Annotated in this window: 24 protein-coding genes and 1 pseudogene; 14 read left to right on the forward strand and 11 right to left on the reverse strand. The window is 62.7% G+C overall.

Going from position 1 to position 26,913, the window contains the following annotated elements; genetic code table 11:
* The first annotated feature begins 151 nt into the window (after positions 1–151).
* From P3T42_RS29410 to P3T42_RS29430, 5 genes and pseudogenes are all read left to right on the forward strand, one after another.
* Positions 152–814, forward strand: coding sequence for a GntR family transcriptional regulator (locus tag P3T42_RS29410; RefSeq protein WP_171991758.1), 663 nt, complete (start codon positions 152–154; stop codon positions 812–814).
* Positions 798–1,988: pseudogene (locus tag P3T42_RS29415) on the forward strand (dicarboxylate/amino acid:cation symporter); the annotation flags it as partial. The gene P3T42_RS29410 and the pseudogene P3T42_RS29415, both read left to right, overlap by 17 nt.
* 322 nt (positions 1,989–2,310) lie before the next feature.
* A complete protein-coding gene (locus tag P3T42_RS29420; RefSeq protein ID WP_429308025.1) occupies positions 2,311–2,826 on the forward strand; it encodes a hypothetical protein in 516 nt (171 codons plus the stop codon).
* A gap of 81 nt (positions 2,827–2,907) precedes the next feature.
* Positions 2,908–3,567 (forward strand): PadR family transcriptional regulator, encoded by a 660-nt coding sequence (locus tag P3T42_RS29425; RefSeq protein ID WP_429308026.1) that lies wholly within the window; start codon positions 2,908–2,910, stop codon positions 3,565–3,567.
* On the forward strand, positions 3,564–4,913 hold the full coding sequence (locus P3T42_RS29430) for an FAD-dependent oxidoreductase (RefSeq protein ID WP_074301132.1): 1,350 nt from the start codon (positions 3,564–3,566) through the stop codon (positions 4,911–4,913). The genes P3T42_RS29425 and P3T42_RS29430 overlap by 4 nt, the downstream gene beginning before the upstream one ends.
* Positions 4,914–4,920: 7 nt before the next feature.
* Here the strand turns inward: P3T42_RS29430 and P3T42_RS29435 are convergent, their stop codons facing one another.
* The 5 genes from P3T42_RS29435 to cadR all read right to left on the reverse strand — a co-directional run bounded on the left by P3T42_RS29435 (position 4,921) and on the right by cadR (position 9,407).
* The gene (locus P3T42_RS29435; RefSeq protein WP_074301133.1) at positions 4,921–5,703 is read right to left on the reverse strand and encodes an ABC transporter substrate-binding protein; all 783 of its coding nucleotides are present in this window, start codon (positions 5,701–5,703) and stop codon (positions 4,921–4,923) included.
* Between the two features lie 76 nt (positions 5,704–5,779).
* Complete coding sequence (locus P3T42_RS29440) at positions 5,780–6,934, reverse strand: pyridoxal phosphate-dependent aminotransferase (RefSeq protein WP_429308027.1); 1,155 nt, start codon at positions 6,932–6,934, stop codon at positions 5,780–5,782.
* Positions 6,935–7,240: 306 nt separating this feature from the next.
* The gene (gene dbpA / locus P3T42_RS29445) at positions 7,241–8,641 is read right to left on the reverse strand and encodes an ATP-dependent RNA helicase DbpA (protein WP_429308028.1); all 1,401 of its coding nucleotides are present in this window, start codon (positions 8,639–8,641) and stop codon (positions 7,241–7,243) included.
* Positions 8,642–8,675: 34 nt separating this feature from the next.
* Positions 8,676–8,876, reverse strand: a complete 201-nt coding sequence (locus P3T42_RS29450; protein WP_074301136.1) for a hypothetical protein — start codon at positions 8,874–8,876, stop codon at positions 8,676–8,678.
* A gap of 99 nt (positions 8,877–8,975) precedes the next feature.
* Complete coding sequence (gene cadR, locus P3T42_RS29455) at positions 8,976–9,407, reverse strand: Cd(II)/Pb(II)-responsive transcriptional regulator (protein ID WP_074301137.1); 432 nt, start codon at positions 9,405–9,407, stop codon at positions 8,976–8,978.
* A 79-nt stretch (positions 9,408–9,486) separates the two neighbouring features.
* On the opposite strand from cadR, the gene P3T42_RS29460 reads away from it, so the two are divergent.
* Entirely contained in the window at positions 9,487–11,898 is a 2,412-nt protein-coding gene (locus P3T42_RS29460; RefSeq protein WP_429308029.1) for a heavy metal translocating P-type ATPase, read from the forward strand.
* On the opposite strand, the gene P3T42_RS29465 is transcribed toward P3T42_RS29460, so the two are convergent.
* Positions 11,879–13,006: a helix-turn-helix domain-containing protein gene (locus P3T42_RS29465; RefSeq protein WP_429308030.1), complete on the reverse strand. Its 1,128-nt coding sequence runs from the start codon at positions 13,004–13,006 to the stop codon at positions 11,879–11,881. The genes P3T42_RS29460 and P3T42_RS29465 overlap by 20 nt on opposite strands.
* 157 nt (positions 13,007–13,163) lie before the next feature.
* Here P3T42_RS29465 and P3T42_RS29470 point away from each other — a divergent pair, with 157 nt between their 5' ends.
* The 3 genes from P3T42_RS29470 (at position 13,164) to P3T42_RS29480 (ending at position 15,388) form a co-directional block, all read left to right on the forward strand.
* Positions 13,164–13,316: a hypothetical protein gene (locus tag P3T42_RS29470; RefSeq protein WP_429308031.1), complete on the forward strand. Its 153-nt coding sequence runs from the start codon at positions 13,164–13,166 to the stop codon at positions 13,314–13,316.
* An 11-nt stretch (positions 13,317–13,327) separates the two neighbouring features.
* Positions 13,328–14,848: an aldehyde dehydrogenase gene (gene adh, locus P3T42_RS29475; RefSeq protein ID WP_429308032.1), complete on the forward strand. Its 1,521-nt coding sequence runs from the start codon at positions 13,328–13,330 to the stop codon at positions 14,846–14,848.
* A 147-nt stretch (positions 14,849–14,995) separates the two neighbouring features.
* Positions 14,996–15,388, forward strand: coding sequence for a DUF779 domain-containing protein (locus tag P3T42_RS29480; RefSeq protein ID WP_429308033.1), 393 nt, complete (start codon positions 14,996–14,998; stop codon positions 15,386–15,388).
* 30 nt (positions 15,389–15,418) lie between these two features.
* Here the strand turns inward: P3T42_RS29480 and eutC are convergent, their stop codons facing one another.
* Genes eutC through eat form a run of 3 tightly spaced genes read right to left on the reverse strand, consistent with a single transcriptional unit; the run spans position 15,419 to position 19,057 of the window.
* Positions 15,419–16,219: an ethanolamine ammonia-lyase subunit EutC gene (gene eutC, locus P3T42_RS29485; RefSeq protein ID WP_429308034.1), complete on the reverse strand. Its 801-nt coding sequence runs from the start codon at positions 16,217–16,219 to the stop codon at positions 15,419–15,421.
* Positions 16,216–17,610 (reverse strand): ethanolamine ammonia-lyase subunit EutB, encoded by a 1,395-nt coding sequence (locus tag P3T42_RS29490; RefSeq protein WP_074301142.1) that lies wholly within the window; start codon positions 17,608–17,610, stop codon positions 16,216–16,218. Before P3T42_RS29490 ends, eutC begins: the two co-directional genes overlap by 4 nt.
* Positions 17,611–17,653: 43 nt before the next feature.
* A complete protein-coding gene (gene eat / locus P3T42_RS29495; protein ID WP_074301143.1) occupies positions 17,654–19,057 on the reverse strand; it encodes an ethanolamine permease in 1,404 nt (467 codons plus the stop codon).
* A 324-nt stretch (positions 19,058–19,381) separates the two neighbouring features.
* On the opposite strand from eat, the gene P3T42_RS29500 reads away from it, so the two are divergent.
* Positions 19,382–20,236 carry an AraC family transcriptional regulator gene (locus P3T42_RS29500; protein ID WP_429308035.1) on the forward strand — a complete coding sequence of 285 codons (855 nt, stop codon included), beginning with the start codon at positions 19,382–19,384 and terminating at the stop codon, positions 20,234–20,236.
* Positions 20,237–20,571: 335 nt separating this feature from the next.
* Here the strand turns inward: P3T42_RS29500 and P3T42_RS29505 are convergent, their stop codons facing one another.
* Positions 20,572–21,483, reverse strand: coding sequence for a LysR family transcriptional regulator (locus P3T42_RS29505; RefSeq protein ID WP_429308036.1), 912 nt, complete (start codon positions 21,481–21,483; stop codon positions 20,572–20,574).
* Between the two features lie 99 nt (positions 21,484–21,582).
* On the opposite strand from P3T42_RS29505, the gene P3T42_RS29510 reads away from it, so the two are divergent.
* Genes P3T42_RS29510 through P3T42_RS29520 form a run of 3 tightly spaced genes read left to right on the forward strand, consistent with a single transcriptional unit; the run spans position 21,583 to position 24,577 of the window.
* Positions 21,583–22,887 (forward strand): CitMHS family transporter, encoded by a 1,305-nt coding sequence (locus P3T42_RS29510; protein WP_429308094.1) that lies wholly within the window; start codon positions 21,583–21,585, stop codon positions 22,885–22,887.
* Positions 22,888–22,902: 15 nt separating this feature from the next.
* Positions 22,903–24,264, forward strand: a complete 1,362-nt coding sequence (locus tag P3T42_RS29515) for an acyclic terpene utilization AtuA family protein (RefSeq protein ID WP_429308037.1) — start codon at positions 22,903–22,905, stop codon at positions 24,262–24,264.
* A 1-nt stretch (position 24,265) separates the two neighbouring features.
* On the forward strand, positions 24,266–24,577 hold the full coding sequence (locus tag P3T42_RS29520) for an AtuA-related protein (protein WP_074301147.1): 312 nt from the start codon (positions 24,266–24,268) through the stop codon (positions 24,575–24,577).
* A 31-nt stretch (positions 24,578–24,608) separates the two neighbouring features.
* Here the strand turns inward: P3T42_RS29520 and P3T42_RS29525 are convergent, their stop codons facing one another.
* Complete coding sequence (locus P3T42_RS29525) at positions 24,609–25,193, reverse strand: DUF3592 domain-containing protein (protein ID WP_429308038.1); 585 nt, start codon at positions 25,191–25,193, stop codon at positions 24,609–24,611.
* A 285-nt stretch (positions 25,194–25,478) separates the two neighbouring features.
* Here P3T42_RS29525 and P3T42_RS29530 point away from each other — a divergent pair, with 285 nt between their 5' ends.
* Positions 25,479–26,816, forward strand: a complete 1,338-nt coding sequence (locus P3T42_RS29530; RefSeq protein WP_429308039.1) for a reverse transcriptase family protein — start codon at positions 25,479–25,481, stop codon at positions 26,814–26,816.
* Positions 26,817–26,913 lie beyond the last annotated feature (97 nt).

Raw genomic sequence — 26,913 nt, forward strand, 5'->3', positions numbered from 1 at the left:
TCCGCTTCAACAGCGCAATACCGTCCAACAAACTTCAGCAGCCGCATCGGGCCATCCTGTCAGGGCTGACAGGTTCGCTTGATCACGCCATACGTTACGCTTGGCTCGTCTCAAATTTGTCCTATAAGAAATTCAACTGAGATCTCAGATGCTGGAAAACGCCCCATCCGATACGCAAGCCGCATACGCCCAGATCCGCTCACGCATTCTGGATGGCAGGCTCGCGCCTGATCAACCGGTATCGCCACGGAGCATCGCAGACGAACTGATGCTCGGGCATACGCCGGTGCGTTCTGCGATACAACGTCTGGTTGTCGAAGGACTGGTGAAGGTGGTTCCGCGCAAAGGCACCTACGTCGCCGCGCCGGACACGAACGACCTGCGCGAAATTTTCGAGGTGCGTCTCGCCCTCGAGAGCACGGCCGCTTATCTCGCTGCGATCAACGGCGCAACTGAAGGAATGATCAAGGCGATCGACCAGTTGCGGCAAATCATCAATACCGAAGCGATCGACCTGATGCACGAGCAGCGAACCGGCTGGACGTTCCATCAAGAGATGTTTGCGGCTTCGCGAAACGAGCGCCTGTTCACGACCTACGCGGGGCTACGGGCTCAAACCGGTCTGGCGCTCAACGAGTTGCCGCGCAGCGACGCCGCTACCGTGCGCCGGGGCACGCTGGAGCATCTGAACATTTACGCCGCCATCGCCGCCAAAGAGCCGGAAGAAGCACGACGTCATATGTGGAATCACATTGTGGATGGAACCGATGCGCGAATCCAGATCATCCGAGGCCAACATGAATCTTCGAACTAAAGGAATCTCCGTTCCGGCGCAAATGCTGATTGCATTGGTGTTAGGCGTACTGACCGGAATTCTTGTTCCGAGCGTAGGCAGCAAGCTTGCGTTTGTCGTCACCATTTTTGGACATGCGATCAAGATGGTCGTCATGCCGCTGATCCTGTTGTCCGTCACTGTCGGCGTGTTCAAGATGGGCGTGGAACGCGGACGTCTGGGAAAAACCGCAGCGTTGAGCATCGCCTTTTTCCTGGTGATGACCGTGGTGTCCAGCGTCCTCGGTCTCGGCTTGAACATGTTTTTCCGGCCGGGCCTTGGGGCGGGTCTCACGCATACCGCCGCGATGCCTGCGAACCTGGCTAGCAGCCTCGACTGGACGCAGTTCGTTGTCGATCTCGTGCCGGCCAATATCGTCGGGGCGCTGGCGGCCGGCAACTCGTTGCCGATCCTGGTCTTCGGTGTCCTGCTGGGCTCGGCGTTATCCGCGATCGAGGAACGGGCCGTGCCCTTCATCGCGGTACTCGAGTCCATGCTGGCGGCCCTCTTCAAAATGACGCAGTGGATCGTCGCGCTCTCGCCGCTCGCAATTTTCGCCGGCATGGCCACGCTGCTGGCATCGAAGGGACTCGCCGGCATCATGCCGTTGCTCAAGCTGCTCGGCGTGGCCTATCTCGGCATGGCCATTCTTGCCGTGCTACTCAGCGCGATCGTCAAGCTGATCGGCCGGTCGCCCATCGCGCTCATCAAGCACGTGAGCGAGCCGCTGATTCTCGCCTTCACCACGCGTTCGTCGGAAATCACGTTTCCGGTTCATCTCAAGAAACTGACGGACATGGGCGTGCCGCCCTCCGTGGCGTCGACCATTCTGCCGTTGTCCTACATATTCAACCGGGACGGGGCCGTTCTCTACACGGCGCTGGCGGTGGGTTACCTGGCGGACGCCTACCACCTCGTCTGGACATGGCCGCTGATGCTGACGGTGGTCGTATTGACGATCATCACGATCGATGGCGCGGCAAACGTTCCGTCCGGAGCGATCGTTGCGATCACCATCGTGCTGACGGCGGTCGGTTTGCCGGTTGAGGCCGTCGTGCTGATCCTCGGAATCGACGCATTCTTCGACATGGGTCGAACCGCCCTGAACGTGTACGGCAGTTCGGTTGCGACCGTCGTCGCAATGCGAATCTCCGGCGTGGACCAACCGCGGTCGGATCAGGACGGATACGCCGGCGGCAGGGAAGCAGGGCTGGGCGACATCCCGGCGGTGGGCGAGTTTTCAACCGCGACACGGTTGGACCGTCGCGCCTGACACCACCCGGCCGCTCACGAAGCATCACGCGGCGATCGGCGTCACGGCAGCAACTGGCAAGCACACCCTCGCGCGACGTCCCAAGGCAAAGCTGCCACGGGCGTTGCGATGGAGAGGTATTGCCCGAGTTTTTGCGGCATAACGGACGGCGCGAAGGTGGCGACCCGAAGCAATCTGACCACGAACGCTTTAACGCGAGAATCCCATGGCTTCTTTTTTTCTCCAGCTACCTGACGCAAGCTCGCCGCGCGGCGCACACACTGCGTTGCAAGGTGACCTCGCGACCGTCCCGCCTCGTGTCTCCGCTCTACGGGATGCCCATCCTTCCATCGACCATGTGCACTTCCTCTGCCGCGACGACCGCGCGCTGCCGCTCTACGGCAAGATGAAAGATGCGCCCCACGGACTCTATCTGGGGCTGCTTCATGGCCGCAACCAGCTCGATACGCCACTGGGCGGACTGGGCTACCCGGGCCCCGCGATTGGACCGCTGTGTCACGTCAGAACCGCGTACGCCGCCCATCTCTACCTGCGCTTCGCGGATCCGGCCACATCGAGACTGTTCTTTCCCGCGCCGAGCGAGACGGAAGGAGAAGACGCCCTGATCGGTGTGCAGGACGAAGTCGTCATCGATATCGTGAACAGCACCATTCCGTACGACGGACGGTTCTTCGGCGACTGGATGGTCTTCTACCACGGCGACCCGATAGAAGAACAATAAAAGGACGTACTCGGAGAGCGCTTGCCAAGCTTATCTCGATAGTTATATTATGACTAGATACATTCACACTAGTCATAGCCCATGGTTCGTCATTCTCCGCTCGCGCTTGCTGTCCTCGCGATGCTCACCGAAGCCCCGATGCATCCCTACCGGATGCAGCAGCTCATCAAGGCGCGCGGCAAGGACGAGGTCATCAACGTCGGCCAGCGCAACAGCCTCTACCAGACCATCGACCGCCTGCTGCGCGGCGACCTGATCGCGATCCGCGAAACCGGGCGCGACGGCGCCTTTCCGGAGCGCACGGTCTACGAAATCACCGAAGCCGGCCGCGACACCGCCCGCCTGTGGCTGCGCGAACAGCTTGCCCAGCCCGCGCGTGAATTCCCGGCCTTCCCGGCCGCGCTCTCCTTCCTGCCGCTGCTGTCCCCCGACGACGTGCGCCGCCAGCTCGAAACCCGCGTCGGCGCGCTCGAGCGCGAACTGGTCCGCATCGACGCCATGACCGACGAAGCCAACGCCGTCCAGGTGCCGCGCCTGTTCCTGCTCGAAGGCGAACTGGTACGCGCGCAATTGACAGCGGAACTGGAGTGGGTACGTACGGTAGTCGCAGACCTGAAGGCCGGCACGCTGACATGGAGCCCTGAGTGGCTGGAAGAAATCGCCCAACGCTTCATCCTGCCCGCCGACGCCACCACCTACAAGCAAGTCAAACCCGCCGCCAGGAAGGAGAGCCCGTCATGAGCCGCGAACCTTTGAATGTCATCATCATCGGCGCCGGCACGGGCGGTTTGTGTCTCGCGCACGGGCTAACGCAGGCCGGCCTCAAGGTCGCCGTCTACGAACGGGATCGCAGCCGGGTCGACGGTCTGCAGGGCTATCGTGTCGGCATCAACGAACAGGGCGTCGCTTCGCTGAAGGCGTGTCTGCCGCCCGATCTGTTCGCGACCTTCCTCGCGACGTGTGCACGCACGCCCCACCACTTCAATATCCTGACCGAGCGCATGACCGAGTTGTTGTCCGTACCGATCGACGACGAAGCGCTGAGCGGCGGCAAATCCGTGAGCCGCATGACCTTGCGGCAGGTTCTGCTCACCGGCCTGGAGGAGCAGATTCACTTCGACAAGACCTTCACCGCCTACGAACAACACGCGGACGGCAGCGTCACCGCGCATTTCGCCGACGGCACCCACGCCACTGCGGATCTGCTGGTCGGCGCGGATGGCGCGCGCTCGAAGGTGCGCCGTCAATTGCTGCCGCACGCGCGGCTCGCCAACACCGGCATCGTCAGCATCGCGGCCAAGGTGCCGATGAGCGCGGCGACGCGCGCGCTGCTGCCGCCCAAGGTGCTGGACGGCATCACGCTGATCAATGCCCCGAAGGGCTTCGGCGGCATCGTTCACGTGATGGAATTCCCGTGGGGAGTGGACGGGCTGAAGGAAGGCATTGGCAGCAGCGACGCCGACCTGCTCGCGCGCTGGCCCGGTCTGCTGTTTGACAACAGCCGCGACTATCTGATGTGGGGTGTGTGGGGCGCGCTGCGCAATCTGCCGGCCGATCCGAAGTCGCTGGGACAACCGGCCCTGCTCGCGCTCGCCACCGAAATCACCGACGGCTGGCATCCCAACCTGCGCGCGCTGATTCGCGCGTCGGATTCGAGCACGGCCTTCAGCGTCGATGTCCGCACCTCGCTGCCGGTCGACGCCTGGCCCACGACCAACGTGACCGTCCTCGGCGATGCGGTGCATCTGATGACGCCAGGCCGCGGCATCGGCGCCAACACCGCCTTACGCGATGCGGCGCTGCTGGCGGCCCGCCTCGGCGACGCGCAACGCGGCAGGCTGTCGGGGCACGACGCGGTCGCGGGATACGAGGCGGAGATGCGCCGCTACGGATTTCACGCGGTCGCGGAATCGCGCAAGCAGTTCGACGATCGCGGTGCGCTGCATCGTCCGGTGGTCGGGCGCGTGGCGCTCGGCGCGATGCGTACCGGTCTGCGCGTGGTGAACAACGTGCCTATGCTCAAGCGTCGCCTGATCAACGCGGAAAACGCGTTTCGCAGCGCCGATCAGACTCCGCAGAACGCATGAGGTCAGCTTACTTCGGCGAGACGTCGATATTGCCCAGATACTTCTGGGCCAACGTCTTCACTGTGCCGTCGGCCTGCACTTTCGCGATCGCCGCGTTCAGTTGATCGCGCAGCGCGGTGTCGCCCTTGCGCAGTCCAAACGCGATGCCGCTGCCAAGAATCTTATCGTCGCGCACAGGCTGTCCGACGAAGGCGAAGTCCTTGCCGTCGGGTCGCGACAGGAAAGCCGCTTGCCCTGCCGGCGCCAGCAGGAGCGTCGCATCGAGGCGGCCGGACACCAGGTCCGCGTAGATCTGGTTCTGATCCTGGTACGACACGACGTTCACGCCCGCGCCTTCCCAATGCGTCTTCGCGTAGGTTTCCTGGATCGACGCCTGCAGCACGCCGACGCGCTTGCCTTTTAGCGACTCGGGTGTGGGCACGAGGCCGCTGCCGTTTTTGGCAATCAACTGCGTCGGCACGCGGTAGATCACGCTGGTGAAATCGATCGCCTGGCGGCGCTTCTCGGTGGCGTTCATCGCCGAATTGATCGCATCGAACTTGCGGCCCTGCAGCGCGGGAATCAAGCCGTCGAACGAAGTTTCGACCCACTTGCACGTCAAGTGCGCCGTGGTGCACACGGCCTTGCCGATGTCGACGTCGAGGCCTTGCAACTCACCGCTCGGCCCTTTCGATTCGAACGGCGGATACTGCGCTTCGAGACCGAAGCGCAAGGTGCCGGCATCGGCGGCGAAAGCAGAGACTGACGCCAGCGCGCATGCCAGCGTGAACAGGGTTTTGAGCAGTTTCATCGTAGCTTCTTCACTTTGAATTTGACGTCGCATCGAATCTGCCGCCCTCGGTGCCGGCGGCGTGATCCGACGTTTCTCAGATCTCACACAACCGCCGCGCGCCTTCGATCAGCGTCGCATCGTCCTTCGAAAAGCTCAGGCGAATCAGGCCGGAATCGGTGCCGTCCGTGTAAAACGCCGAGAGCGGAATCGTCGCCACGCGCGCATCGCGAATCAGGCGCAACACGAAGTCGCTATCGCTTTCCTCGGAGAAGCCGCGAAAGCGCGCGAGCATGAAGAAGCTGCCTTCACTCGGCAACAATTCGAAGCGCGAGTCGCGCAACGCATGCGCCAGCAAATCGCGTTTCTGCTGATAGAACGCCGAGAGCCCGAGATAGGTTTGCGGCTTGGCGAGTGCTTCGACGAACGCGTATTGCATGGGCGTATCGGCGGAAAACACCATGAATTGATGGACCTTGCGGATCTCGTCCATCAGTTCGGCGGGAGCGAGACAATAGCCGACCCGCCAGCCCGTCACGTGATGCGTCTTGCCGAACGACGACACGATCACGCTGCGTTCCGCCAGTTCGGGATAGCACGCCATGCTCTGATGCTTCGCACCATCGAACACGACGTGCTCGTAGACCTCGTCGGCCAGCACCACGATATCGGTGTTGCGGGTCACGGCTTTGAGGCGCTCGATGTCAGCATCGCTGAACACGGTCGCCGTCGGGTTGTGCGGCGTGTTGATGATGATCATGCGCGTCTTCGGCGTGACCGCCGCGGCCACCTCGTCCCAGTTCACCCGGAAATCGCTGAGCGACAGCTTGATCGGAATCGGCGTGGCGCCTTGCAGGCGCACGATCGGCGCATAGCTGTCGAAAGACGGCTCGAAGTAAATCACTTCGTCGCCGGGATGCACGAGCGCGCTAATCGTCGAATACAGTCCCTCGCTCGCACTGGCGATCACGGTGACTTCGGTAGCCGGGTCGTAACGCACGCCGTATAAGGTCTCGACCTTGTCGGCGAGCGCTTCGCGCAGCGCACCGATGCCCGCCATCGGCGCGTACTGGTTATGTCCGGCGCGCATGGCGGCGGCGACGCCGTCCACCAGATGCGGGTCCGGTGCGAAATTCGGCGCCCCCTGCGACAGGTTCAACGCTTCGTGTTGCGCGGCCAACTGGCCGATCACGGTAAAGATCGTGGTACCTACATCGGGCAATTTCGAGCGGGCGTGCAAGGCGCTCTGCATAACGGTTTCTCCATCGGACGGCGAGGCTGCGGAGCGCCTTGTCCCATGCGCTCCAGCCGGTCTGACGATTAGGCATCAGCCAAAGCGCGGTCACAATCGATACTTTGTCATGCGCGGCATGCGTTTACGTCATGGCGAGCGCCAGGCCCTGTGGGGCGGAGGAAAGCAGGAGAGGCTCAGGAGAATCAGGCAGAAACCGGCGGAAGCGGGGCGAACGGCGGATGGCTGCGAGCGAGCCGTGTCATGCAAAAAACGCGAGGGAAACCATCAGGGCTGCGCCCGTGCGAGCGCAGCCGTTCCTGCCGCCTACTCGTCCATCAGACGGACTTTCACCTTCTTGCCCTTCACCTTGCCGGCGCTGAGCTTGCGCAACGCGTCGCGGGCGACGCTGCGCTCGACGGCGACGTAGGTCGAGAATTCCGTCACGTTGATCTTGCCGATCTGCGTGCCGGTGAATCCCGCTTCGCCAGTCAGCGCGCCGAGCACATCGCCCGGGCGGATCTTTTCCTTGCGGCCGCCGAGAATCTGCAGCGTTTCCATCGGCGGCAGCAGGCGCTCGTTGCTGGTCGAGGTCAGCTCCGATAACGGATGCCACGCCACCTCACGCCCCTGCGCCTGCTCAAGACCGCCGACGCGGCCCATCTCGTTCATGCTCGCAAGACTCAGCGCCCAGCCTTCCTGGTCGGCGCGGCCCGTACGGCCGATGCGGTGCACGTGCACTTCCGGGTCCGGCGTCACGTCGACGTTGATCACCGCTTCGAGTTGCGCGATATCCAGACCGCGCGCCGCGACGTCCGTGGCCACCAGCACCGAGCAACTGCGATTCGCGAACTGGATCAGCACCTGGTCGCGTTCGCGCTGATCGAGTTCGCCGTGCAGTGCAAGCGCATGGAAACCCTGCGCGCGCAGCACGTCGAGCAGATCGCGGCACTGCTGCTTGGTATTGCAGAACGCCAGCGTGCTCACCGGACGATAGTGATTCAGCAGCAGCCCGACCGCGTGCAGCCGGCCGTCTTCCGTCACTTCGTAGAAACGTTGGCGAATCTTGCTGTTGTCGTGCCGCTCTTCGAGCTTGATTTCCTTCGGACTGCGCAGGAACTGCTGGCTCAGCTTGCCGATTCCGTCCGGATACGTCGCGGAGAACAGCAGCGTCTGGCGCTCCTTCGGACATTGACGCACAACGGTGGCGATGTCGTCGAAGAAGCCCATGTCGAGCATGCGGTCGGCTTCATCGAGCACCAGCGTGTTCAGCGCCCCCAGCGCGAGACTGCCACGCTCGAGGTGATCCATGATGCGCCCCGGCGTGCCGACGACAATGTGCGCGCCCTGTTCGAGGCTCGTCGTCTGCGGACGCATGGGCGTGCCGCCGCACAGCGTCAGCACCTTGATGTTCTGCTCGGCGCGCGCGAGGCGGCGGATTTCCTGGGTGACCTGATCGGCAAGTTCGCGCGTCGGGCACAGCACCATGGCCTGCACATCGAAATTGCGGGCATCGAGGCGCGACAAAAGCGCAAGCGAAAACGCCGCGGTCTTGCCGCTGCCGGTCTTCGCCTGGGCAATCAGATCGTGGCCGGCCAGCGCAACCGGCAGACTCGCGGCCTGGATCGGCGTCATGTCGACGTAGCCGAGCTGGGTCAGATTGGCGAGCACGGCAGGCGGCAACGACAACTGGCTGAACGGCGCGCCGGCTTGGGTGGGACTATTCATAAGGATGGCTCGCTATCGGCTGAAGGCTAAGGGCTTATTCGGCCATGGGGCCGAGGGACGGACGGCCTTCAATCTGCTCGTAGACCACCGAGCCATCGTCCGCGTCGAAACGTTCGACGTAATTGCGCGCGCCGCACATCGGACAGCGGAACAGGAGCCCCTGGCCCTCGTTCTTGATGACGACATCCGATTGCTCCCACTGCGCTTCGCAGGACTGGTTTCTACACTTGAACACGTTGCTTCTCCAACTTCGATTCGTTTGTTGATTCGGCCCTGCAGCGCTGAGCGCAGAGGCGGCAGGGCGATAAATTCGGCGCGGCGGGGCGATGCCCGCTCAACCCAGATGGGTATGCCGGGAACGGGGTGCGCTCACTTCCATGTCGGTGAGGCCATGGACGATGCCGCAATCCTCGACCGCCTGTTCGGTCTGACATTGCTCGCGCAGCGTGGTCAATTGCGCCTTGAGTTGCTTGAGCTCGTCGATCCGCGTATCGACGTGCGCAATATGCTCGTCGATCAGCGTGTTGATCGCGCCGCAGCCGTCGGCCGGGGCGTCGGTCAGGCGCAGCAGGGCGCGGATCTCGTCGTGAGTCATGTCGAGCGCCCGGCAATTGCGGATAAAACGCAGGCGTTCGACGTGCCGCGCCGTGTAGCTGCGGTAATTGGCTTCCGTACGGTCCGCTTCGGGCAACAGGCCCTCTTTTTCGTAAAAGCGGATGGTTTCGGTAGTGCAGTGGGCAATCTTCGCGAGTTCGCCGATTTTCATGGAGCCTCCCGATTGCGTCCTTGACCTTGTAGTGGCTTCAAGGTGTTTACTAGACCACAAATCTAGCCAGGAAGCCACCATGCCTAACGCCAGCCCCGCCGAAACACACCGTCACGAGCCCGGTGAATCGTGCGCTCATGCCCACCCAGAAAGGGTTTCGGGCGATGTGCGTGTGGATAGGCATAAACATGAGGGCAGTCAGCCGCACGACCATGCGCATGCCGGACATCACGAGCACGCTCATACAGGGCATGACCACGGCCATGACCATGACCATGGCGACGGCCACAAGCATGGCCACGACCACGACCACGCTCATGCCCACACCGACGCCTGCTGCACCGCCGCTCCACCCGTTCTCGCCAAGCTCGCGGGACCGGAAACCATCGGCGACAACGTGCGCACCTCGATCCGCATCATGCAGATGGACTGCCCGACCGAAGAGGCGCTGATCCGCAAGAAGCTCGGCCGCATGCCGTACGTGCGGAGCCTCGACTTCAACCTGATGCAGCGCGTACTCACCGTCGTGCATGCGCCGGACGCCCTGGGTTCGATCCTGGCGAGCCTGCGCTCGCTCGATTTCGATCCTCAACTGGCCGACGCCGCCACGCCGCTCACAGGCGTCCCGGCTGCACCGCCCAAGCCCTGGTGGCCGCTCGCGCTGGCCGGCGCCGCAGCCGTCGGCTCCGAGGCCGCCAGTTGGCTCGGCGCGCCGAGCTGGCTCGCGGCGGCGCTCGCGATCGTCGCCGTGGTTTCCTGCGGCCTCACCACCTACAAAAAAGGCTGGCTCGCGATCCGCAACGGCAACCTCAACATCAACGCGCTGATGAGCATTGCCGTCACCGGCGCGCTGGTCCTGCGCCAATGGCCGGAAGCGGCCATGGTGATGGTGCTGTTCACGATCGCGGAGCTGATCGAAGCCAAATCGCTCGACCGTGCCCGCAACGCCATCAAGGGCCTGATGCAACTGACGCCCGAGCAGGCCACCGTGCAACAGCCCGACGGCAACTGGCGAGCCGTGGACATCAAATCGGTCGGCGCCGGCCAGATCGTGCGCGTGAAGCCGGGTGAGCGCATTGGCCTCGACGGCGAGATCGTCGCGGGGCGCTCCAGCGTGAACCAGGCGCCGATCACCGGCGAAAGCCTGCCCGTCGACAAGACCGAGGGCGACGCCGTCTTCGCCGGCACGATCAACCAGGCCGGCTCATTCGACTACCGCGTGACCGCTGCCGCCAGCAACACCACGCTCGCGCGCATCATCCACGCCGTCGAAGAGGCCCAGGGCGCCAAGGCGCCGACGCAGCGCTTCGTCGACCAGTTTGCCCGCGTCTATACGCCGATCGTGTTCGCCATCGCGCTGGCCGTCGCCGTGGTCCCGCCGCTGCTGTTCGGCGGCGTGTGGCACTACTGGGTCTACAAGGCGCTGGTGATGCTGGTGATCGCCTGCCCGTGCGCGCTGGTGATCTCCACCCCTGTGACGATCGTGAGCGGCCTCGCCGCGGCCGCGCGCCAGGGCATCCTGATCAAGGGCGGCGCGTACCTCGAGCAGGGTCGCAAGCTGAAGTGGCTCGCGCTCGACAAGACCGGCACGATCACCCACGGCAAACCGGTTCAGACGGACTTCGAACTGCGCGCGGATCTCGAACCCAGCCGCTGCCGCAGACTTGCCGCGAGCCTCGCAGGCCGCTCCGATCATCCGGTGTCCCAGGCGATTGCGAACGCGGCCAAAGCGGACGGCATCGTCTCCTCGCCCGTAGAAGCGTTCGAAGCCATCCTGGGACGCGGCGTCAGCGGCACCATCGACGGCATGCCGTATCTGCTCGGCAACCACCGGCTGGTGCATGAACTCGGACGCTGTTCGGCGGAGCTCGAAGCCCGGCTCGAGACGCTCGAGCGCCAGGGCAAGACCGTCGTCATGCTGATGGACGCCGAGCGCGTGCTAGGACTATTCGCCGTCGCCGACACGGTGAAAGACAGCAGCCGCGCCGCCATCGCCGATCTTCACACGCTGGGTGTGCAGACGGCCATGCTGACCGGCGACAACCCGCACACGGCGGCAGCGATTGCCGAGCAGGTCGGCATCGACCGGGCGCACGGCGACCAGTTGCCGGAAGACAAGCTCAAGGCGGTGGAAGGGTTGGCCGCACAAGGTGCGACGGTCGGGATGGTCGGCGACGGCATCAACGATGCGCCGGCGCTCGCGCGCGCCGACATCGGCTTTGCGATGGGCGCGATGGGCACCGACACCGCCATCGAAACGGCCGACGTCGCCCTGATGGACGACGACCTGCGCAAGATCCCGCTGTTCATCCGCCTCTCGCAGGCGACGCATTCGGTACTGGTGCAGAACATTACGTTGGCGCTCGGCGTGAAAGCCGTGTTCCTGGCGCTCACGCTGATGGGCTACGGAACGATGTGGATGGCCGTGTTCGCCGATGCAGGCGCGAGCCTGCTGGTGGTGGGCAACGGTCTCAGGTTGTTGCGCAAGTAAGTACGCTGTCGTGAACGGCGCGAACGAGTGGCGCGTCCCGTCCGCTCATCGCCGCCTTCAAGGTCTCCGAAGGCCGCACACCGAACAGCTTGCGGTAGTCGGTGGCGAACTGGCTAAGGTGCCAGAAACCCCAGGCCGCGGCGACGTCCTGAACCGGCCGCGGGTCACTCAACGCGCCGCACAGGTCGCGGCGCGCACCATTCAACCGGATGATCCGCAGATAAGCGGCCGGCGCCATCCCGAGCACATCCTGAAAGCAATACTGCAACGTGCGCCGGCTCACATGCAGCCGTTCGCACAACTCGGGTACATTCACTGCGCGCTCGCGATTGGCGAGCACATACTCGCGTGCTTCGGACACGATCCATCGACGGCGCGGCCGCGTTGGAATCGCTACGGGTTCGCACGACGTGAGCGAACCCAGATCGAATAACGAGGCCAGCACGGACGCCTGCAGGTTATCGCGCGCCAACGCGGACAAAGGCACCGTATTCGACGCGCTCTCATCGAGCATCTGCCGCAACGAGGCGCACAACTGCTCCTTGCGCGCGAGGCCAATCCGCATGACTTCGGTGTTGGGCAGATGCTCGGCGAGCGCGAGCTGCTCGACCTCGGCCGCATAGCGGCGCAGTACCTCACCCTTCACCACGACGCCGAAAATCTCGAATCCCTCCGGCGTGATCAACTCGAATTCGATGCCACCCGGCCGGCACGCCAGCGCGTCGTCCGCGATCACGCTGGCATCGACGCGTCCGGTTCGTCCGAGGGCGTGTTCGCCGGTTGCATCGCCGCCTGGCTCGCGATACGTCGGAATGCCGAACCAGTACGCGTCCGATTGGACCTCGCAGGTTTGCCGCAGCGTGTGGCTGGTGGTTTCGCAGAACACCTGCATGTGATCGAGCGGCAACTCCGTAATGGTGCCGACGAAACGGCCTGTCGTCAGTTGATCGTAGGTCTGGCTCCAGCCGTGCAGGTTGCGCGCCTGTTCGTCGGCATCGTGCGCGACGCAGGTCTGCACACGAAAACCCGATGCAGCGAATGGCGCTTGCGCCGATACCGCGTCTGCAGCAAGCGGATCAGCGTCAATGCAGGAGAACTCTATGGTCATACCGGATCTGCCAGGAAGCGGAGCACGCAGGAGGTGGAAGCCGAACGCAAGTCTTGTGCCGAACTCGCCTGGGCAGCGGTCGAGCAAAGGCGGACCGCCAGTTGCTCACTTCCTGAACATCCCATGCACACCGTGCTCAGAAACAGCACGCGCCGTCATGAACACCCTGAACAGTGCGGGCCGCGACGCAGCGCGATTGTGCCCACTGGGCCAGCATGACTCCCCAATCGTGTGCATTGGCACGTTTCTGGCGTATGCGACGGGCGGCAAGCGGATCACCGCGCCGGGTTTTCACCATTCGAACATGTGAGGAGCAGACAGATGAATCACGCTGAGATGCAGTTTCTGACCACCGAATTCCCGTACAAAAAGCAGTATGCGAATTTTATCGGCGGTGAATGGGTCAAGCCGGTTGGCGGCGAGTACTTCGACAACATCTCGCCCATCACCGGTGAGCCGTTCACCTCGATTCCACGTTCGCGCGAAGCCGATATCGAACTCGCACTCGACGCCGCGCATCGCGCCAAAACGGCGTGGGGCAAAACCTCGACCACCGATCGCGCCAACATCCTGAACCGCATTGCCGACCGGATGGAAGCGAACCTGCAGAAGCTTGCCGTCGCCGAGACGATCGACAACGGCAAGCCACTGCGCGAAACGATGGCGGCGGATATCCCGCTCGCGATCGATCACATTCGCTACTTCGCCGGTTGCGTACGCGCCCAGGAAGGCTCGATCTCCGAGATCGACGACGACACCGTGGCGTACCACTTCCACGAACCGCTAGGCGTCGTGGGACAAATCATTCCGTGGAACTTCCCGATCCTGATGGCCGTATGGAAGCTCGCACCGGCACTGGCCGCCGGCAATTGCGTCGTGCTGAAGCCGGCAGAGCAGACACCCGCTTCGATCCTGGTGCTGCTCGAACTGATTCAGGATCTGCTGCCGGCCGGCGTGATCAACGTTGTGAACGGCTTTGGTCTGGAAGCCGGCAAACCGCTCGCCTCGAACAAGCGCATCGCCAAGATCGCCTTCACGGGTGAAACGACCACTGGTCGCCTGATCATGCAGTACGCGAGCCAGAACATCATTCCGGTGACGCTCGAACTCGGCGGCAAGAGCCCGAACATTTTCTTCGCCGACGTGATGGACCACGACGACAGCTACTTCGACAAGGCACTCGAAGGCTTCGCGATGTTCGCGCTGAATCAGGGTGAAGTCTGTACCTGTCCGTCACGCGTGCTGGTCGACGAGAAGATCTACGACCGCTTCATGGAACGCGCGCTCAAACGCGTCGCTGCGATCACGCAAGGCCACCCGCTCGACAGCAAGACCATGATCGGCGCGCAAGCCTCGCAGGAGCAACTCGAGAAGATCCTCTCGTATATCGATCTCGGCAAGCAGGAAGGCGCGCAATGCCTGATCGGCGGCGAGCGCAACACGCTCGGCGGTGAGCTGAGCAAGGGCTACTACGTGAAACCCACCGTGTTCCGCGGCAACAACAAGATGCGCATTTTCCAGGAAGAAATCTTCGGACCGGTGGTGTCGGTGACGACCTTCAAGACCGAAGACGAAGCGCTCGAAATCGCCAACGACACGTTGTATGGTCTCGGCGCCGGCGTCTGGACGCGCGACGGCACGCTTGCCTACCGCATGGGACGCGGCATTCAGGCGGGCCGCGTGTGGACCAATTGCTATCACGCGTATCCGGCGCATGCGGCGTTCGGCGGCTACAAGCAGTCGGGCATTGGCCGCGAGAATCACAAGATGATGCTCGACCACTATCAGCAGACCAAGAATCTCCTCGTCAGCTACAGCCAGAAGCCGCTCGGCTTCTTCTGATGCCCCCAAACCTGGCGCTCCGCGCCAGGTCTCCCGAGGGGGTCAAGAAAACTTGGGGCGGCCCGGCGTCTTCTTCAGCGCCAGACGTTCCAGATGGGCGGCGGGCCGCCTCGTGCGGCTCGCTCTCTTTTCAGGTGAGGAATCGTCATGGCTGGCAAGGAAGTGGAACGCGTGATCGTGACGCCGGCGGCGGCGGAATTGATCGGGAAGTTACGCGCCGAACATGGGCAGATGCTGTTTCATCAGTCGGGCGGATGCTGCGACGGCAGCGCGCCGATGTGTTTTCCGCTCGGCGACTTTATGGTCGGTTCATCGGACGTCAAGCTCGGCACGATTGCGGGCGTGCCGTTTTATATGAGCGAATCGCAATTCGAATACTGGCAGCACACGCAGTTGATCATCGACGCCGTGCCGGGCAATGGCGGCATGTTTTCGCTGGAGCGGCCGACAGGGCTCAGGTTTCTGACGCGCTCGCGACTCTTTGAAGACGATGAGAATGCGTGGCTGGAAACGCATCCGGTCGAGCGCGCGGATGCATGAACGGGCGGTTCGTTTGAATCTGGTTTCGCGTTACTCCGCCGCTGCTGTGCCGCTGACTGCGGGCGTCTGCGGCGCCGCTTCCAGCAACGCATCGCTATCGTCTTTCAACCCCACTCCGGTGAGACCCAGGCGACGCGCGTGCGTCAGCAGATAGTGCAGCTTGTGCGCCGCGCCTGCATAGCTCAACCCCTCCGGCCGCACGTTCGAAATGCAGTTGCGCTGCGCATCGCTACAGCCCGCTTTGGGTGCATAGGTCAGATAGATGCCGAGGCTATCCGGCGAGCTCAAGCCCGGACGCTCACCAATCAACATCACCACCAGCCTGGTACGCAACAGCTCGCCAATCTCGTCGCCCAGCGCCACCCGCGCTTGCCGCGCGACCACGACCGGGCCGATCTTCCAATCCGTGAGTTTCGGGCACACCGCCTGGATTAGCGGAATGGACTGCTTCGCGGCAGCGAACGCCGATAAGCCGTCGGCGATCACGAACACCACATCCGGCGACTCGGTGCCGGCCTGCGCCAGGGCAAGCACCTCGCGACTCTCGTCCGCCAAACGCCGCCCCAGGTCGGGACGCCGCAAATAATGCTGCCGGTCGGGCGCCGCGCTATGGACATCGAGCGTCGTGAAGCCGCTGGCGCGTAACTGCTCGTGCAGCGAGTCCGCATCGAGCGGTTGATGCACCGCATCCCGAGCTTGCGCATGCGACAGATTGAACGCCAGCAGCGGCTCGGTCGGCAGGCTGTTGCCGGCGCGGCCCAAGGCAATGCGCGCGTTGGTGAACTGCCGCAACGCGCTCCATGGATTCTTCTCGAGCAGGTCCTTGCTCATGCGATCCCCATCCATTCGCGCGCGCCTTCCAGCAAGGGCTGCCGCGTCGCGCCGTTGAGCAGGACGCCGCGCGCGTCCGCGATCTGCATGGACTCCAGCCATTCTTCGAATTCGGGCGCTCGCCGCAGGCCCAGCACGTCGCGCACATACAGCGCATCGTGGAACGACGTGCTCTGATAGTTCAGCATGACGTCGTCCGCACCGGGCACGCCCATGATGAAGTTGATGCCCGCGACGCCTAGCAGCGTCAACAGGTTATCCATATCGTCCTGATCCGCTTCCGCATGATTCGTGTAGCAGATGTCGCAGCCCATCGGCACGCCGAGCAGCTTGCCGCAGAAGTGATCTTCGAGACCGGCGCGCGTGATCTGCTTGCCGTCGTACAGATACTCCGGGCCGATGAAGCCGACCACCGTATTGACGAGGAACGGATTGAACTTGCGCGCCACCGCGTACGCGCGCACTTCGCAAGTCTGCTGGTCGACGCCGTGATGCGCGTTGGCCGAGAGCGCACTGCCCTGTCCGGTTTCGAAATACATCACGTTGTTGCCGACGGTGCCGCGCTTGAGCGACAGCGCCGCTTCATACGCTTCCTGCAGCAGCGCCAGCGAGATGCCGAAACCGGCGTTGGCTTTTTCCGTACCGGCGATCGACTGGAACACCAGATCGACCGGCGCGCCTTTGTTGATCGCGGCAATCGTGTTGGTCACGTGAGTCAGCACGCACGATTGCGTCGGCACCTGGTAACGCTGCCGGAAGTCGTCGATCATCAGCAGGAGCGTGGTGATCGCCGCGAGGCTGTCGGTGGCGGGGTTGATGCCGATCATCGCGTCGCCGCAGCCGTACATCAGGCCGTCGAGCATCGAGGCGGCGATGCCTTTGACGTCGTCAGTGGGATGATTCGGTTGCAGACGCACCGACATATGACCCGGCAAGCCCACCGTATTGCGAAACCGCGTGATCACCGGCCGCTTGCGCGCCGCCGCAATCAGATCCTGGTTGCGCATCAGCTTCGAGACCGCCGCCACCATCTCCGGCGTCAGGCCCGCTGTGATCCGGGTGAGCGCCGCGGCATCCGTCTCGCTGCTGAGCAGCCAGTTGCGAAAATCGCCCACCGTCAGATGGGCGATTTCGGCGAAGGCCTCGGGCGAGTGGTCGTCGATCACCAGCCGCGTGACTTCGTCGCTTTCGTACGGAATCAACGCCTCGTTGAGGAAGGTCCGCAGGGGCACCTGCGCGAGCGCCATCTTGGCCGCCACGCGCTCTTCCTCGCTGGCCGCCGCGACGCCCGCGAGCTGGTCGCCCGAACGCAGCGGGCTCGCCTTCGCCAGCAGCGTTTTCAGATCGGCAAACCGGTAGGTGCGACTGCCGATGATCTCCGTATAGCTCATCTTCACGACTCCGTCGCCGCGGCTCACGCAGCGGCTTGATCCGTCAATCTTCGAGCAACGCATCCGCCGGGGCGACTTCGCGCTGGTGACGCGTCAGCAGGAAGTAGACATAGCCCAACGCCAGAAAGGCCGCGAACACGACGGCAACGAGAAAGTTGAAATACACCATCGTGCCCAGCGAAATCACCGCGGCCACCAGCGCGAATGCCGGAAAGAACGGGAACAGCGGCGCGCGGAACGGCCGCTCCATGTTCGGCTCGGTGCGGCGCAGCTTGAACAGCGCCAGCATGCTGATGATATACATCACGATAGCCCCAAACACGGACATCGTCACGATGTTTGCCGTCAAGGTCTGGCCGGCGAACTGGATCAGCTCGTCGCTGTAGATCGCGGCAATGCCGATCACGCCGCCGGCGAGAATCGCGCGATGCGGCGTCTTGAAGCGCGGATGCACCTTGGAGAGCCACTCCGGCAGGTAGCCGGCGCGGGCCAGCGCGAAAATCTGGCGCGAATAGCCGAGGATGATGCCGTGAAACGACGCGACGAGGCCGAACAGGCCGAGCCACACGAGCATGTGCATCCAGCCGCTGTGTTCGCCGACGATGAACTTCATCGCTTGCGGCAGCGGGTCGTTGATGTTGGAAAGCTTGGTCCAGTCGCCTGCCGCCCCGGCGAACACCATCACGCCGATCGCCAGTGCAACGAGCGTCAGAATACCGGTGACGTAGGCAATCGGAATCGAACGCTTTGGGTTTTTCGCTTCTTCGGCGGCCATCGCCACGCCTTCGATGGCGAGGAAAAACCAGATCGCAAACGGAATGGCCGCAAACATGCCGTGGAACGAACCCATGCTGAAGGTATCCGCCCCGGACCAGCCACCCTTGGTGAAGTTGGCCCACTCGAAGCCCGGCGACACCACGCCCATGAACACCAGCAGTTCGAAGATCGCGAGTACCGTCACGCACAACTCGAAGGCCGCCGCGATCTGCACGCCCACGATATTCAACGCCATAAAGACCAGATACGCGCCCATCGCCGCGTGCTTCGGTTCGAGACCGGGAAACTGAACATGCAGATACGCGCCGATGGCAAGCGCAATGGCCGGCGGTGCAAACACGAATTCGACCAGCGTCGCGGCGCCCGCCAGATAGCCGCCCGTCGGGCCGAAGGCGCGGCGTGCGTACGCGAAGGGGCCGCCGGCTTGCGGGATCGAAGTGGTGAGTTCGGTGAAGCTGAAAATGAAGGTGGTGTACATCGCGGCGATGAAGATCGCCGTGAAGACGAAACCCAGCGTGCCGGCGCTCGCCCAGCCATAGCTCCAGCCGAAATACTCGCCCGAGATGACGAGTCCGACAGCAATCCCCCACAGTTGCCACGTGCCGAGCGTCTGCTTCAACTCGTGATGCGTAACCTGTCCTACGTGCTGACTTTTCGACTCTGCTTTCATTCGACGCTCCCTGGTTTAGCCGCTTGTGGTGCTACGAGCCGCCGTGGAAGGCGCGGCGCGCGAGCGGGCAGGCGTCAGCCGATGGTAGTAAGCCATTAATCGAGGCGTTATCGAAAATCGGCAAAGTTCGGGGTGGGGCGAGATATTGCCTGTTTTCACGCTATTGCCCTGACTTTGTTGCACTGCAATGCCAATTCAGGAGAATTTTGATTGGGCCGTTCGGGTCAAGTCCGCAGGATTTGGTAAATCAAGGCGTGGTACTTTTGTTCGCACTCACCTCTTGCACTGCGTTGCTCTATTCCTGACGCACAGGACCTCACGCACATGAACGATCTCAGTCACCGGGAGCGCTACGAAACACGCCTGAACCGCGTGCTCGAGCATATTTACGATCACCTCGATGAACCGCTCGATATCGAGCGGCTCGCGCAAATCGCCTGCCTGTCGCCGTATCACTGGCACCGGATCTATCAGGCGATGCACGGCGAAACCGTGGCGTCGACGGTGCGCAGGTTGCGTCTGCATCGGGCGGCGGGCTATCTGGCGAATGGTTCGATGCCGATTGCAGAGATCGCGGAACGCTCGGGATACAGCAGTTTGCAGTCGTTTTCGCGGACTTTTCGGGCGGTGTTCGGCATGCCGCCGGCGCAGTATCGCAAGCAGGGTACACATAGCCGGTTCAAGCCGGCGTTATCAGGAGACGATCAAATGACGACGCGCGAAGTGGAGATTCGGGAAGTCCCCGCCATGCAGGTTGTGACGCTCGATCACACGGGCTCGTATATGCAGATCGGCAAGGCGTTCGATGCGCTGGTGGGATGGCTGGCTGCACGCGACCTGCTGTCGCCTGAGATGCGGATGGTGGGCATCTACTACGACGATCCGGGCGTGGTCGCTGAGGCTGCGTTGCGCTCGAAGGCGGGGGTGGTGTTGGCACGGACGGTTGAGGTAGCTGCACCGGTTGCATTGACGGTGGTGCGCGGTGGGCCGTACGCGGTGTTACGACACAAAGGACCCTACGCCGACATGGCCGGCGCCTACCAATGGCTATATGGGGAATGGCTGGTGCAGTCGGGACGGGAGGCCGCCGATGCGCCGGTCTTCGAAGAGTATCTGAACAACCCTAAAGACACGGCCCCGTCTGAGTTGGTGACGGAGATCTGCCTACCGTTGGTCTGAGGTCTTTGTTTTGAAGAGCTCGTTAGCGTCTTGCCAAGCATTTGCGCGCTCTGGCCGCAGCGTAGTGCGGGCCCTGTCTTTGTCTTTCACTGTATACATATATATACGTAGTAATAGTTAACAAGGGTCGCCTCTTTCTGTGGATAACTCCGATCTTCATTGACGGATCAAGGCTCTACGGATTCGATAACCCTAGGTGCCGTTCGTGCACAGCCGTCTTGAGCCAGGGACAACTTTTGACGCGCATGAACGGCTCGACGTTTTATCAAAGTTCGGCCCACAGGAAGTTAGAGGCTTTATCCCGGAGTTGTCCAGATGCGCGTGTGGATAACTCGCTACTTGCCCTTGCCTTTCCTCGTGCCTTCGAGCGCGGGCGCAAGCGCAGTCACGAACGCTTCCGTCACCGGCGGCAAGGTTCTGCCTCGCTTCTTGATCAGCGCAATGCGCCGTACGAAACGGGGATCGTCGATGACGCGCGCCACCACGCTCGGCTCGGCATGAATCTCACGCGACGAGCCGGGCAGTATCGTCAGGCCTAAACCGGCACGCACCATCGCGACGGCGGTCATCATGTACATGGGTTCGCAAGTGAGGACGGGCGCCACGCCAGCCTGCTCGAATGCTGCGTCGACGACTGCCCGCACGCTCGTGCCCGCAGCGGTGAGCACCAGTGGGTACCCCACCAGGTTTTCCAGCGTGATGCGGCGTTTCCTTGCGAGCGGATGGTCGACGGGGCACACGACGCAAAGCCGGTCCTCGCCCGCATGAAGCACCTCGAGCGACGGGTCGACCACCTCGCCGCCGGTGAGCCCCAGATCGGCCTCTTCGCTGCGGACAAGCCGATTGACGACGCTCGCCACCACATCGCGAATGTCGAAGACCGCGCCCGGCACCTGTTGTCGAAAGTCACGTACGAGGTCCGGCAGCAGGCTCGCCGCGAACGACGGCAAGCAGGCAATTCGCACCGTGCCCGTCGAGCCGTCGCTTAACGCACGGGCGTCGAGCAGCACATGCTCCATCTCCCGCAGCGATTTCTGCAGGACCGGCAGCAGTTCCCTGCCGACCGGCGTCAGCGCGACGTTGCGGCTGTTGCGATCAAAAAGACGCGCGCCCAGCGTCTCCTCGAGCCGGCGAATCTGCACCGTCAGCGCCGGTTGGGACAAATGCAGCCGCAGCGCCGCCCGGGTAAAGCTGCCGGCTTCGGCGACTGCGATAAAAGCGCGGATTTCGCGGAGATTCAGATCCATTACGTAGTGTGATTGCTGCGATCAAATCATTTCAATTGCTCTATTCATGCGTGGAACCTACGCTTGTCGACACTAAAAGACAAGATCGGAGACGAACACGTGCTGCCACTATTGGGTCTGTTGACCATCGTCGTCCTGCTTGCGGCGATCCTTTCCAAACGGATGTCGCCGCTCGTCGCGCTGATCATCGTGCCGATCGCCGCGTCGCTGATCGGCGGCTTCGGGCTGCAAACCAGCAAGTTCGTGATCGACGGCCTGAAGAGCCTCGCGCCGGTGGTCGGCATGTTCGTGTTCGCGATTCTCTACTTCGGCACGATCACCGATGCGGGGACGCTCGACCCGATCATCGACCGCATCCTGCGCACCGTCGGCACGCGGCCGACGCGCATCGTGATGGGCACGACGCTGCTGGCGTTGCTGATCCACCTCGACGGCTCCGGCGCGGTGTGCTTTCTGGTGACGATTCCCGCCATGCTGCCGCTTTACGACCGTTTGAACATGGACCGGCGCGTGCTGGCCGCGGCGGCGTCGATGGCGGCCGGCATCAATTTTCTGCCGTGGACCGGGCCGATGATTCGCGCGTCCGCTTCACTGCATCTGCCGATCTCGGCGCTCTTCAATCCGCTGATTCCCGTGCAGATCGTCGGTTTGGTGTTTGTCTTCGGCATGGCGTTCTGGCTGGGTCGGCGTGAGGAACGTCGGTTAGGCCTAACGGCCGCGGCGGGCAGCGTTCCGATGCCGCAGCGCGAACTCACCGAGGAGCAAAAGGCGCTGCGCCGACCGCGCAACTTCTGGTTCAACATTGTGCTGACCGTCATCGTGTTGGGATCGATGGTGGTGATGGGTGAGAAAGTGCCGCCCGCGCTCGTGTTCATGGTGGGGCTGTGCGTGGCGTTGCTGGTGAACTATCCGAACGTCGACATGCAGCGCCAGCGCATCGATGCGCATGCCCGCGCTGCGTTGATGATGGCGGGCATTCTGCTCGCCGCCGGCGTGTTCACCGGTGTCATGCAGGGCAGCGGCATGCTCAAGACGATGGCGCAAACCGCCGTGGGTTTTGTACCGGCGACGATGGCCTCGCATATTCCGGTTGTGCTCGGCCTCGTGTCGATGCCGCTGAGCCTGCTGTTCGACCCGGACTCGTTCTACTTCGGTGTACTGCCTGTGATTGCAGAAGTAGCCGGTCAGCTCGGCGTGCCGGCGGTGAAGATCGGTCAGGCGGCATTGCTGGGACAGATGACCACCGGTTTTCCGATCAGTCCGTTGACGCCCGCGACGTTTCTCGTCTGCGGGCTGACCGGCATCGATCTGGCCGATCACCAGAAATTCACCTTTCCCCTCCTGTTCGGTGCGTCGATCGTGATGACGATCGCTTGCGTCGTGCTGGGCATTTTTCCTCTTTGATCGGGTTGAGCCGCGATGAATTCAGCGCATCCTCCTCGTGTGGTCCGGCTCGGTGCCGGCGCCGGTTATTCGGGCGACCGCATCGAGCCCGCAGTAGAACTCGCGATGCACGGCGCGCTCGACTATCTCGTCTTCGAATGCCTGGCAGAGCGCACCATTGCGTTGGCGCAGCAGGCGCGCCGCCTTGATCCCGAGAGCGGGTATGACCCGCTGCTTGAAGCGCGGATGCGGGCGGTGTTGCCGGTGGCGAAGCGCAATGGTGTGCGGATTGTCTCCAACATGGGGGCGGCGAATCCGTTGGCCGCAGCGCGCAAGACGGCGGCGATTGCTCGCGAGCTTGGGCTTGCCGGTCTCAAGATCGCGGCAGTGACGGGTGACGATGTGCTCGATGTGGTGCGGCAGGGTGATTACCGCTTTGAAGAATCCGGTGATCTTGTGGCCGCGTTCGATGAGCGGATCGTATCGGCCAATGCCTATCTTGGTGCCGCACCGATCGTTGCGGCGCTGCAGGCGGGTGCGGATGTCGTGTTGACCGGACGTGCTGCTGATCCTTCGTTGTTCACCGCGCCGTTGATTCACGAGTTCGGTTGGAGCTTCGACGATTGGGAACGGCTCGGGCAAGCCACCGTAGTCGGGCATCTGATGGAATGTGCCGGACAGATCACCGGCGGATACTTTGCCGATCCGGGCTTCAAGGACGTCGCCGGTCTCGCGCGGTTGGGTTTTCCGATTGCTGAAGTTGCAGAGGATGGCGCGGTGGTGATCACCAAGGTTCCGCACGCGGGTGGTTTCGTGACGGCGGCGACTTGCAAGGAACAACTGCTCTACGAGATCCACGATCCGCAGCGCTATCTGCAGCCCGATGTCGTGGCCGACTTCACGCAGGTGCGAATCGCAGAGGAAGCGAAGGATCGTGTGCGGGTGTCCGGCGGACGAGGCACGGCGCGCACGGCGACGCTCAAGGTCTCCGTCGCTTACGTGGATGGGTATATCGGCGAAGGACAGATTTCCTATGGCGGACCCGGCGCAGTGGCACGCGGACGACTCGCGTTGGAGATTGTGCGGGAGCGGCTGGTGATCACTGGCGTGGATGTCAGCGAGTTGCGCTTCGATTTGATCGGCGTGGATTCGCTGTATGGATCGACACTCGGCAGCAGCGGCGGCGCGGAACCCTATGAAGTGCGAGTACGAGTAACCGGCAGGACGGCGTCGAAGGCTGAAGCGGTTCGGCTCGGCAACGAAGTGGAAACGCTTTATACGAACGGCCCCGCAGGCGGCGGCGGCGTGACTAAAAATACGCGCGAGGTTGTGGCGGTGCAATCGGTTCTGCTGCCGCGTGACCAGGTGAAGCCGACGTTCGAGATCGTGGAGGTTTGAGATGAAGTTGCGAGAATTCGCGCATTCGCGAACTGGGGATAAGGGCAATACGCTGAACGTATCGGTGATCTGTTACGACGAGCGGGACTACGCCCACTTGCTAATGCATGTCACTGAGGAACGGGTGAAGGCTCACCTTAGCGACGTCGTGCACGGTGACGTCACGCGCTATACATTGCCGTTGATCAGTGCGATGAACTTTGTTCTGAGAGATGCGCTAGGTGGTGGTGTGACGCGTTCCCTTGCGCTCGATGCGCATGGCAAGTCGCTTAGCTCGGCGTTACTGGATCTGGAGATACCCGAGCGGGAATAACGCCCCTGCGGCCGTCCTCATGCGCGCTTCCCTATTTCCGTGAAGCACGCGTGCGCGGCGCGGGTTCCTTGACTCTCGTGTTGCCGCTCGTCGTGGCCACGACCTTCGGTTTCCCGCGCAACAAAGACCAGGCGAGCGCGCCCAGCCCCACTCCCATCAGCACGCAAACCACACCACCACCCAGGTCCCCCTTCCAGTCACCGTTATCGACCGCCTCGCTTCTGCGTGCCCGCGTTGCATTGCTGGGCGACACGCGCAAGGTAGCCGCTACCTGCCGGTCGCAGAAGCGTTTGATGAGCGCCGACGCTTCGCTCGCACTCATGAGATCGACTTGCGAGCGAGTGTAGGTCGGCGAGTCGTCGGGCGACCAGATATCTTCGAAGTGTTGCGCGAGTCCCGCCCCGTAACTGAAGTCTGCCGTCACCTGCCACGATGCATCGTTCTTGCTATAGCGAAGCTGAGCGGTACATCGGTCCAGATGGGCGGCCACCACAGGCCAATTGCGCGCCTGTAGCAGCGTGACTGCGTCGTGGAAGACAAACACACCGATCAGCAGAAACATCAGTCCGAACAGACTCAGGATCGCGGAGCGCAGGCAAGAAAACAGGAATTTCATTGTTGCAGGTGTAGTGACGGATTGGCTGGCGCGTCAAAGGATATCCCGAAATTGCTCGACACCCCTAAGCATTGACACAGGTTCCTCGCTCGACTATCGTCAGCTCGCGGGACAGCGGGTCAAGCTCGCCAAGGGACAGGCAGTCGATGTTCCCGGCACTACGGGGCTACCCCGTGGATCAGCATGATCTCCGCAGTTCGTCGCATGAGCCCGCGTTGCGCGGTGCGCAAATCAGCTCACGCAGCACCAGACGCGTTGACTCGCTGGCCCGCCTCCTCTAACGCTATGCGCTTATCGTCGCTCCAACACGTTACCTACGCCATCGCCGACGCCATGCTTGCCGGGCCGGCGGAACCTGACTCGATTGTCGAGCGCATGACCCGTTGTTTAGGCGGTCGTTCGGAATGGATGCGGGGATTGGCACGCAAGGTTGCGAAGCGTTTCGGCGCGCGCTGGGATAGTGTCGATCGTAAAGAAGTGTCGATGGTTATTGCAGGCACAGCGGGGTTTGTTGCCGCTTGGCAAAGCGATATACGACCTGTGATCGCGCAGGTGCTGCGCCGGCCTCCCACGCAACAACCGCCGCCACCGAGTTTGCGTGAGGTCGCGCTGCCGCAGTTGCCGACGCTTGGCGATCTGGCTTCCTGGCTGGAAGTAGAGCCGGCTGATCTCGAGTGGTTTGCGGATCGCTGGCGTGTCATGCCGCAGAGTGCAGGCACACCGCTTCATCACTATTCGTACAAGGCAATCGAAAAGCGCGACGGCCGATGCCGGCTGATCGAAATGCCGAAGTCGCGCTTGCGGAGCATGCAGCGCAAGATTCTTCATGGTCTGCTTGAACGGGTGCCGCCGCACGATTGCGTGCATGGGTTTCGCAAGGGCCGCAATACCGTGACGTATGCGGCGCCGCATGCGGGTAAGGCCGTAGTGGTTCGATTCGATCTTGCGGATTTCTTTGCGTCCGTGCATGCCCCGCGCGTTCATGCGTTGTTGCGAACGCTGGGATATCCGCAGGAGGTCGCTCGGGCGTTGACTGCGGTGTGTACGAATCGGGTGCCGAGTGCGCGTCTGCTGGCGGCGGATGTGCGGGGCAAGATGGAATGGCAGGAGCGGCAGCGGTATCGCACGAGGCATTTACCGCAAGGCGCGCCCACGTCGCCGGCGCTCGCCAATCTCTGCGCGTTTCGGCTCGACCTTCGGCTCGCGGGTCTCGCACGTGCGCTCGGGGCCACTTACACACGCTATGCGGACGACCTGGCGTTTTCAGGTGATGAGGATCTGGCGCGGGTCGTCGAGCGTCTGTCGATTCGTGTCGCGGCGATTGCGCTTGAGGAGGGATTCTCGATCCAGTTCCGCAAGACACGCGTGATGCGGCGCGGTGCCAGGCAGCACCTGGCAGGGGTTGTGGTGAACCAGCATCCGAACCTGGCACGGAGCGAGTTCGATACGCTCAAGGCGATTCTGACGAACTGCGTTCGACATGGCGCCGCTTCGCAGAACCGCGCGGGTCACGCGGATTTTCGCGCCCACTTGCAGGGACGGGTTGCGCAGGCGGTGATGTTGAATGCCGCGCGGGGGGCGAAGTTGAAGGCGATTTTTGAGCGGATCGGGTGGTCGGAATAAAGTGCGTCGACGCATCTCGCGATGCATAGAGCATCAAGTCATGACCCGGATTTCTCATTCGATCTTTTTGCTGGCATGATGCCCGACAGATCAATGA

It is taken from the genome of Paraburkholderia sp. GAS38, assembly GCF_050434965.1.
Taxonomy (GTDB): domain Bacteria; phylum Pseudomonadota; class Gammaproteobacteria; order Burkholderiales; family Burkholderiaceae; genus Paraburkholderia; species Paraburkholderia phenazinium_A.

What these genes read in the sequence shown, in the direction of transcription:
- P3T42_RS29490 (WP_074301142.1), bottom strand. Translation starts at nt 17,610, where the DNA reads ATGAGCTATACGGAGATCATCGGCAGTCGCACCTACCGGTTTGCCGAT.
- P3T42_RS29435 (WP_074301133.1), bottom strand. Translation starts at nt 5,703, where the DNA reads ATGAAACTGCTCAAAACCCTGTTCACGCTGGCATGCGCGCTGGCGTCA.
- P3T42_RS29425 (WP_429308026.1), top strand. Translation starts at nt 2,908, where the DNA reads ATGGTTCGTCATTCTCCGCTCGCGCTTGCTGTCCTCGCGATGCTCACC.
- cadR (WP_074301137.1), bottom strand. Translation starts at nt 9,407, where the DNA reads ATGAAAATCGGCGAACTCGCGAAGATTGCCCACTGCACTACCGAAACC.
- eutC (WP_429308034.1), bottom strand. Translation starts at nt 16,219, where the DNA reads ATGAGCAAGGACCTGCTCGAGAAGAATCCATGGAGCGCGTTGCGGCAG.
- P3T42_RS29460 (WP_429308029.1), top strand. Translation starts at nt 9,487, where the DNA reads ATGCCTAACGCCAGCCCCGCCGAAACACACCGTCACGAGCCCGGTGAA.
- P3T42_RS29465 (WP_429308030.1), bottom strand. Translation starts at nt 13,006, where the DNA reads ATGACCATAGAGTTCTCCTGCATTGACGCTGATCCGCTTGCTGCAGAC.
- dbpA (WP_429308028.1), bottom strand. Translation starts at nt 8,641, where the DNA reads ATGAATAGTCCCACCCAAGCCGGCGCGCCGTTCAGCCAGTTGTCGTTG.
- P3T42_RS29470 (WP_429308031.1), top strand. Translation starts at nt 13,164, where the DNA reads ATGAACACCCTGAACAGTGCGGGCCGCGACGCAGCGCGATTGTGCCCA.
- adh (WP_429308032.1), top strand. Translation starts at nt 13,328, where the DNA reads ATGAATCACGCTGAGATGCAGTTTCTGACCACCGAATTCCCGTACAAA.
- P3T42_RS29440 (WP_429308027.1), bottom strand. Translation starts at nt 6,934, where the DNA reads ATGCAGAGCGCCTTGCACGCCCGCTCGAAATTGCCCGATGTAGGTACC.
- P3T42_RS29500 (WP_429308035.1), top strand. Translation starts at nt 19,382, where the DNA reads ATGAACGATCTCAGTCACCGGGAGCGCTACGAAACACGCCTGAACCGC.
- P3T42_RS29505 (WP_429308036.1), bottom strand. Translation starts at nt 21,483, where the DNA reads ATGGATCTGAATCTCCGCGAAATCCGCGCTTTTATCGCAGTCGCCGAA.
- P3T42_RS29420 (WP_429308025.1), top strand. Translation starts at nt 2,311, where the DNA reads ATGGCTTCTTTTTTTCTCCAGCTACCTGACGCAAGCTCGCCGCGCGGC.
- P3T42_RS29530 (WP_429308039.1), top strand. Translation starts at nt 25,479, where the DNA reads ATGCGCTTATCGTCGCTCCAACACGTTACCTACGCCATCGCCGACGCC.
- P3T42_RS29520 (WP_074301147.1), top strand. Translation starts at nt 24,266, where the DNA reads ATGAAGTTGCGAGAATTCGCGCATTCGCGAACTGGGGATAAGGGCAAT.
- P3T42_RS29430 (WP_074301132.1), top strand. Translation starts at nt 3,564, where the DNA reads ATGAGCCGCGAACCTTTGAATGTCATCATCATCGGCGCCGGCACGGGC.
- P3T42_RS29515 (WP_429308037.1), top strand. Translation starts at nt 22,903, where the DNA reads ATGAATTCAGCGCATCCTCCTCGTGTGGTCCGGCTCGGTGCCGGCGCC.
- eat (WP_074301143.1), bottom strand. Translation starts at nt 19,057, where the DNA reads ATGAAAGCAGAGTCGAAAAGTCAGCACGTAGGACAGGTTACGCATCAC.
- P3T42_RS29480 (WP_429308033.1), top strand. Translation starts at nt 14,996, where the DNA reads ATGGCTGGCAAGGAAGTGGAACGCGTGATCGTGACGCCGGCGGCGGCG.
- P3T42_RS29525 (WP_429308038.1), bottom strand. Translation starts at nt 25,193, where the DNA reads ATGAAATTCCTGTTTTCTTGCCTGCGCTCCGCGATCCTGAGTCTGTTC.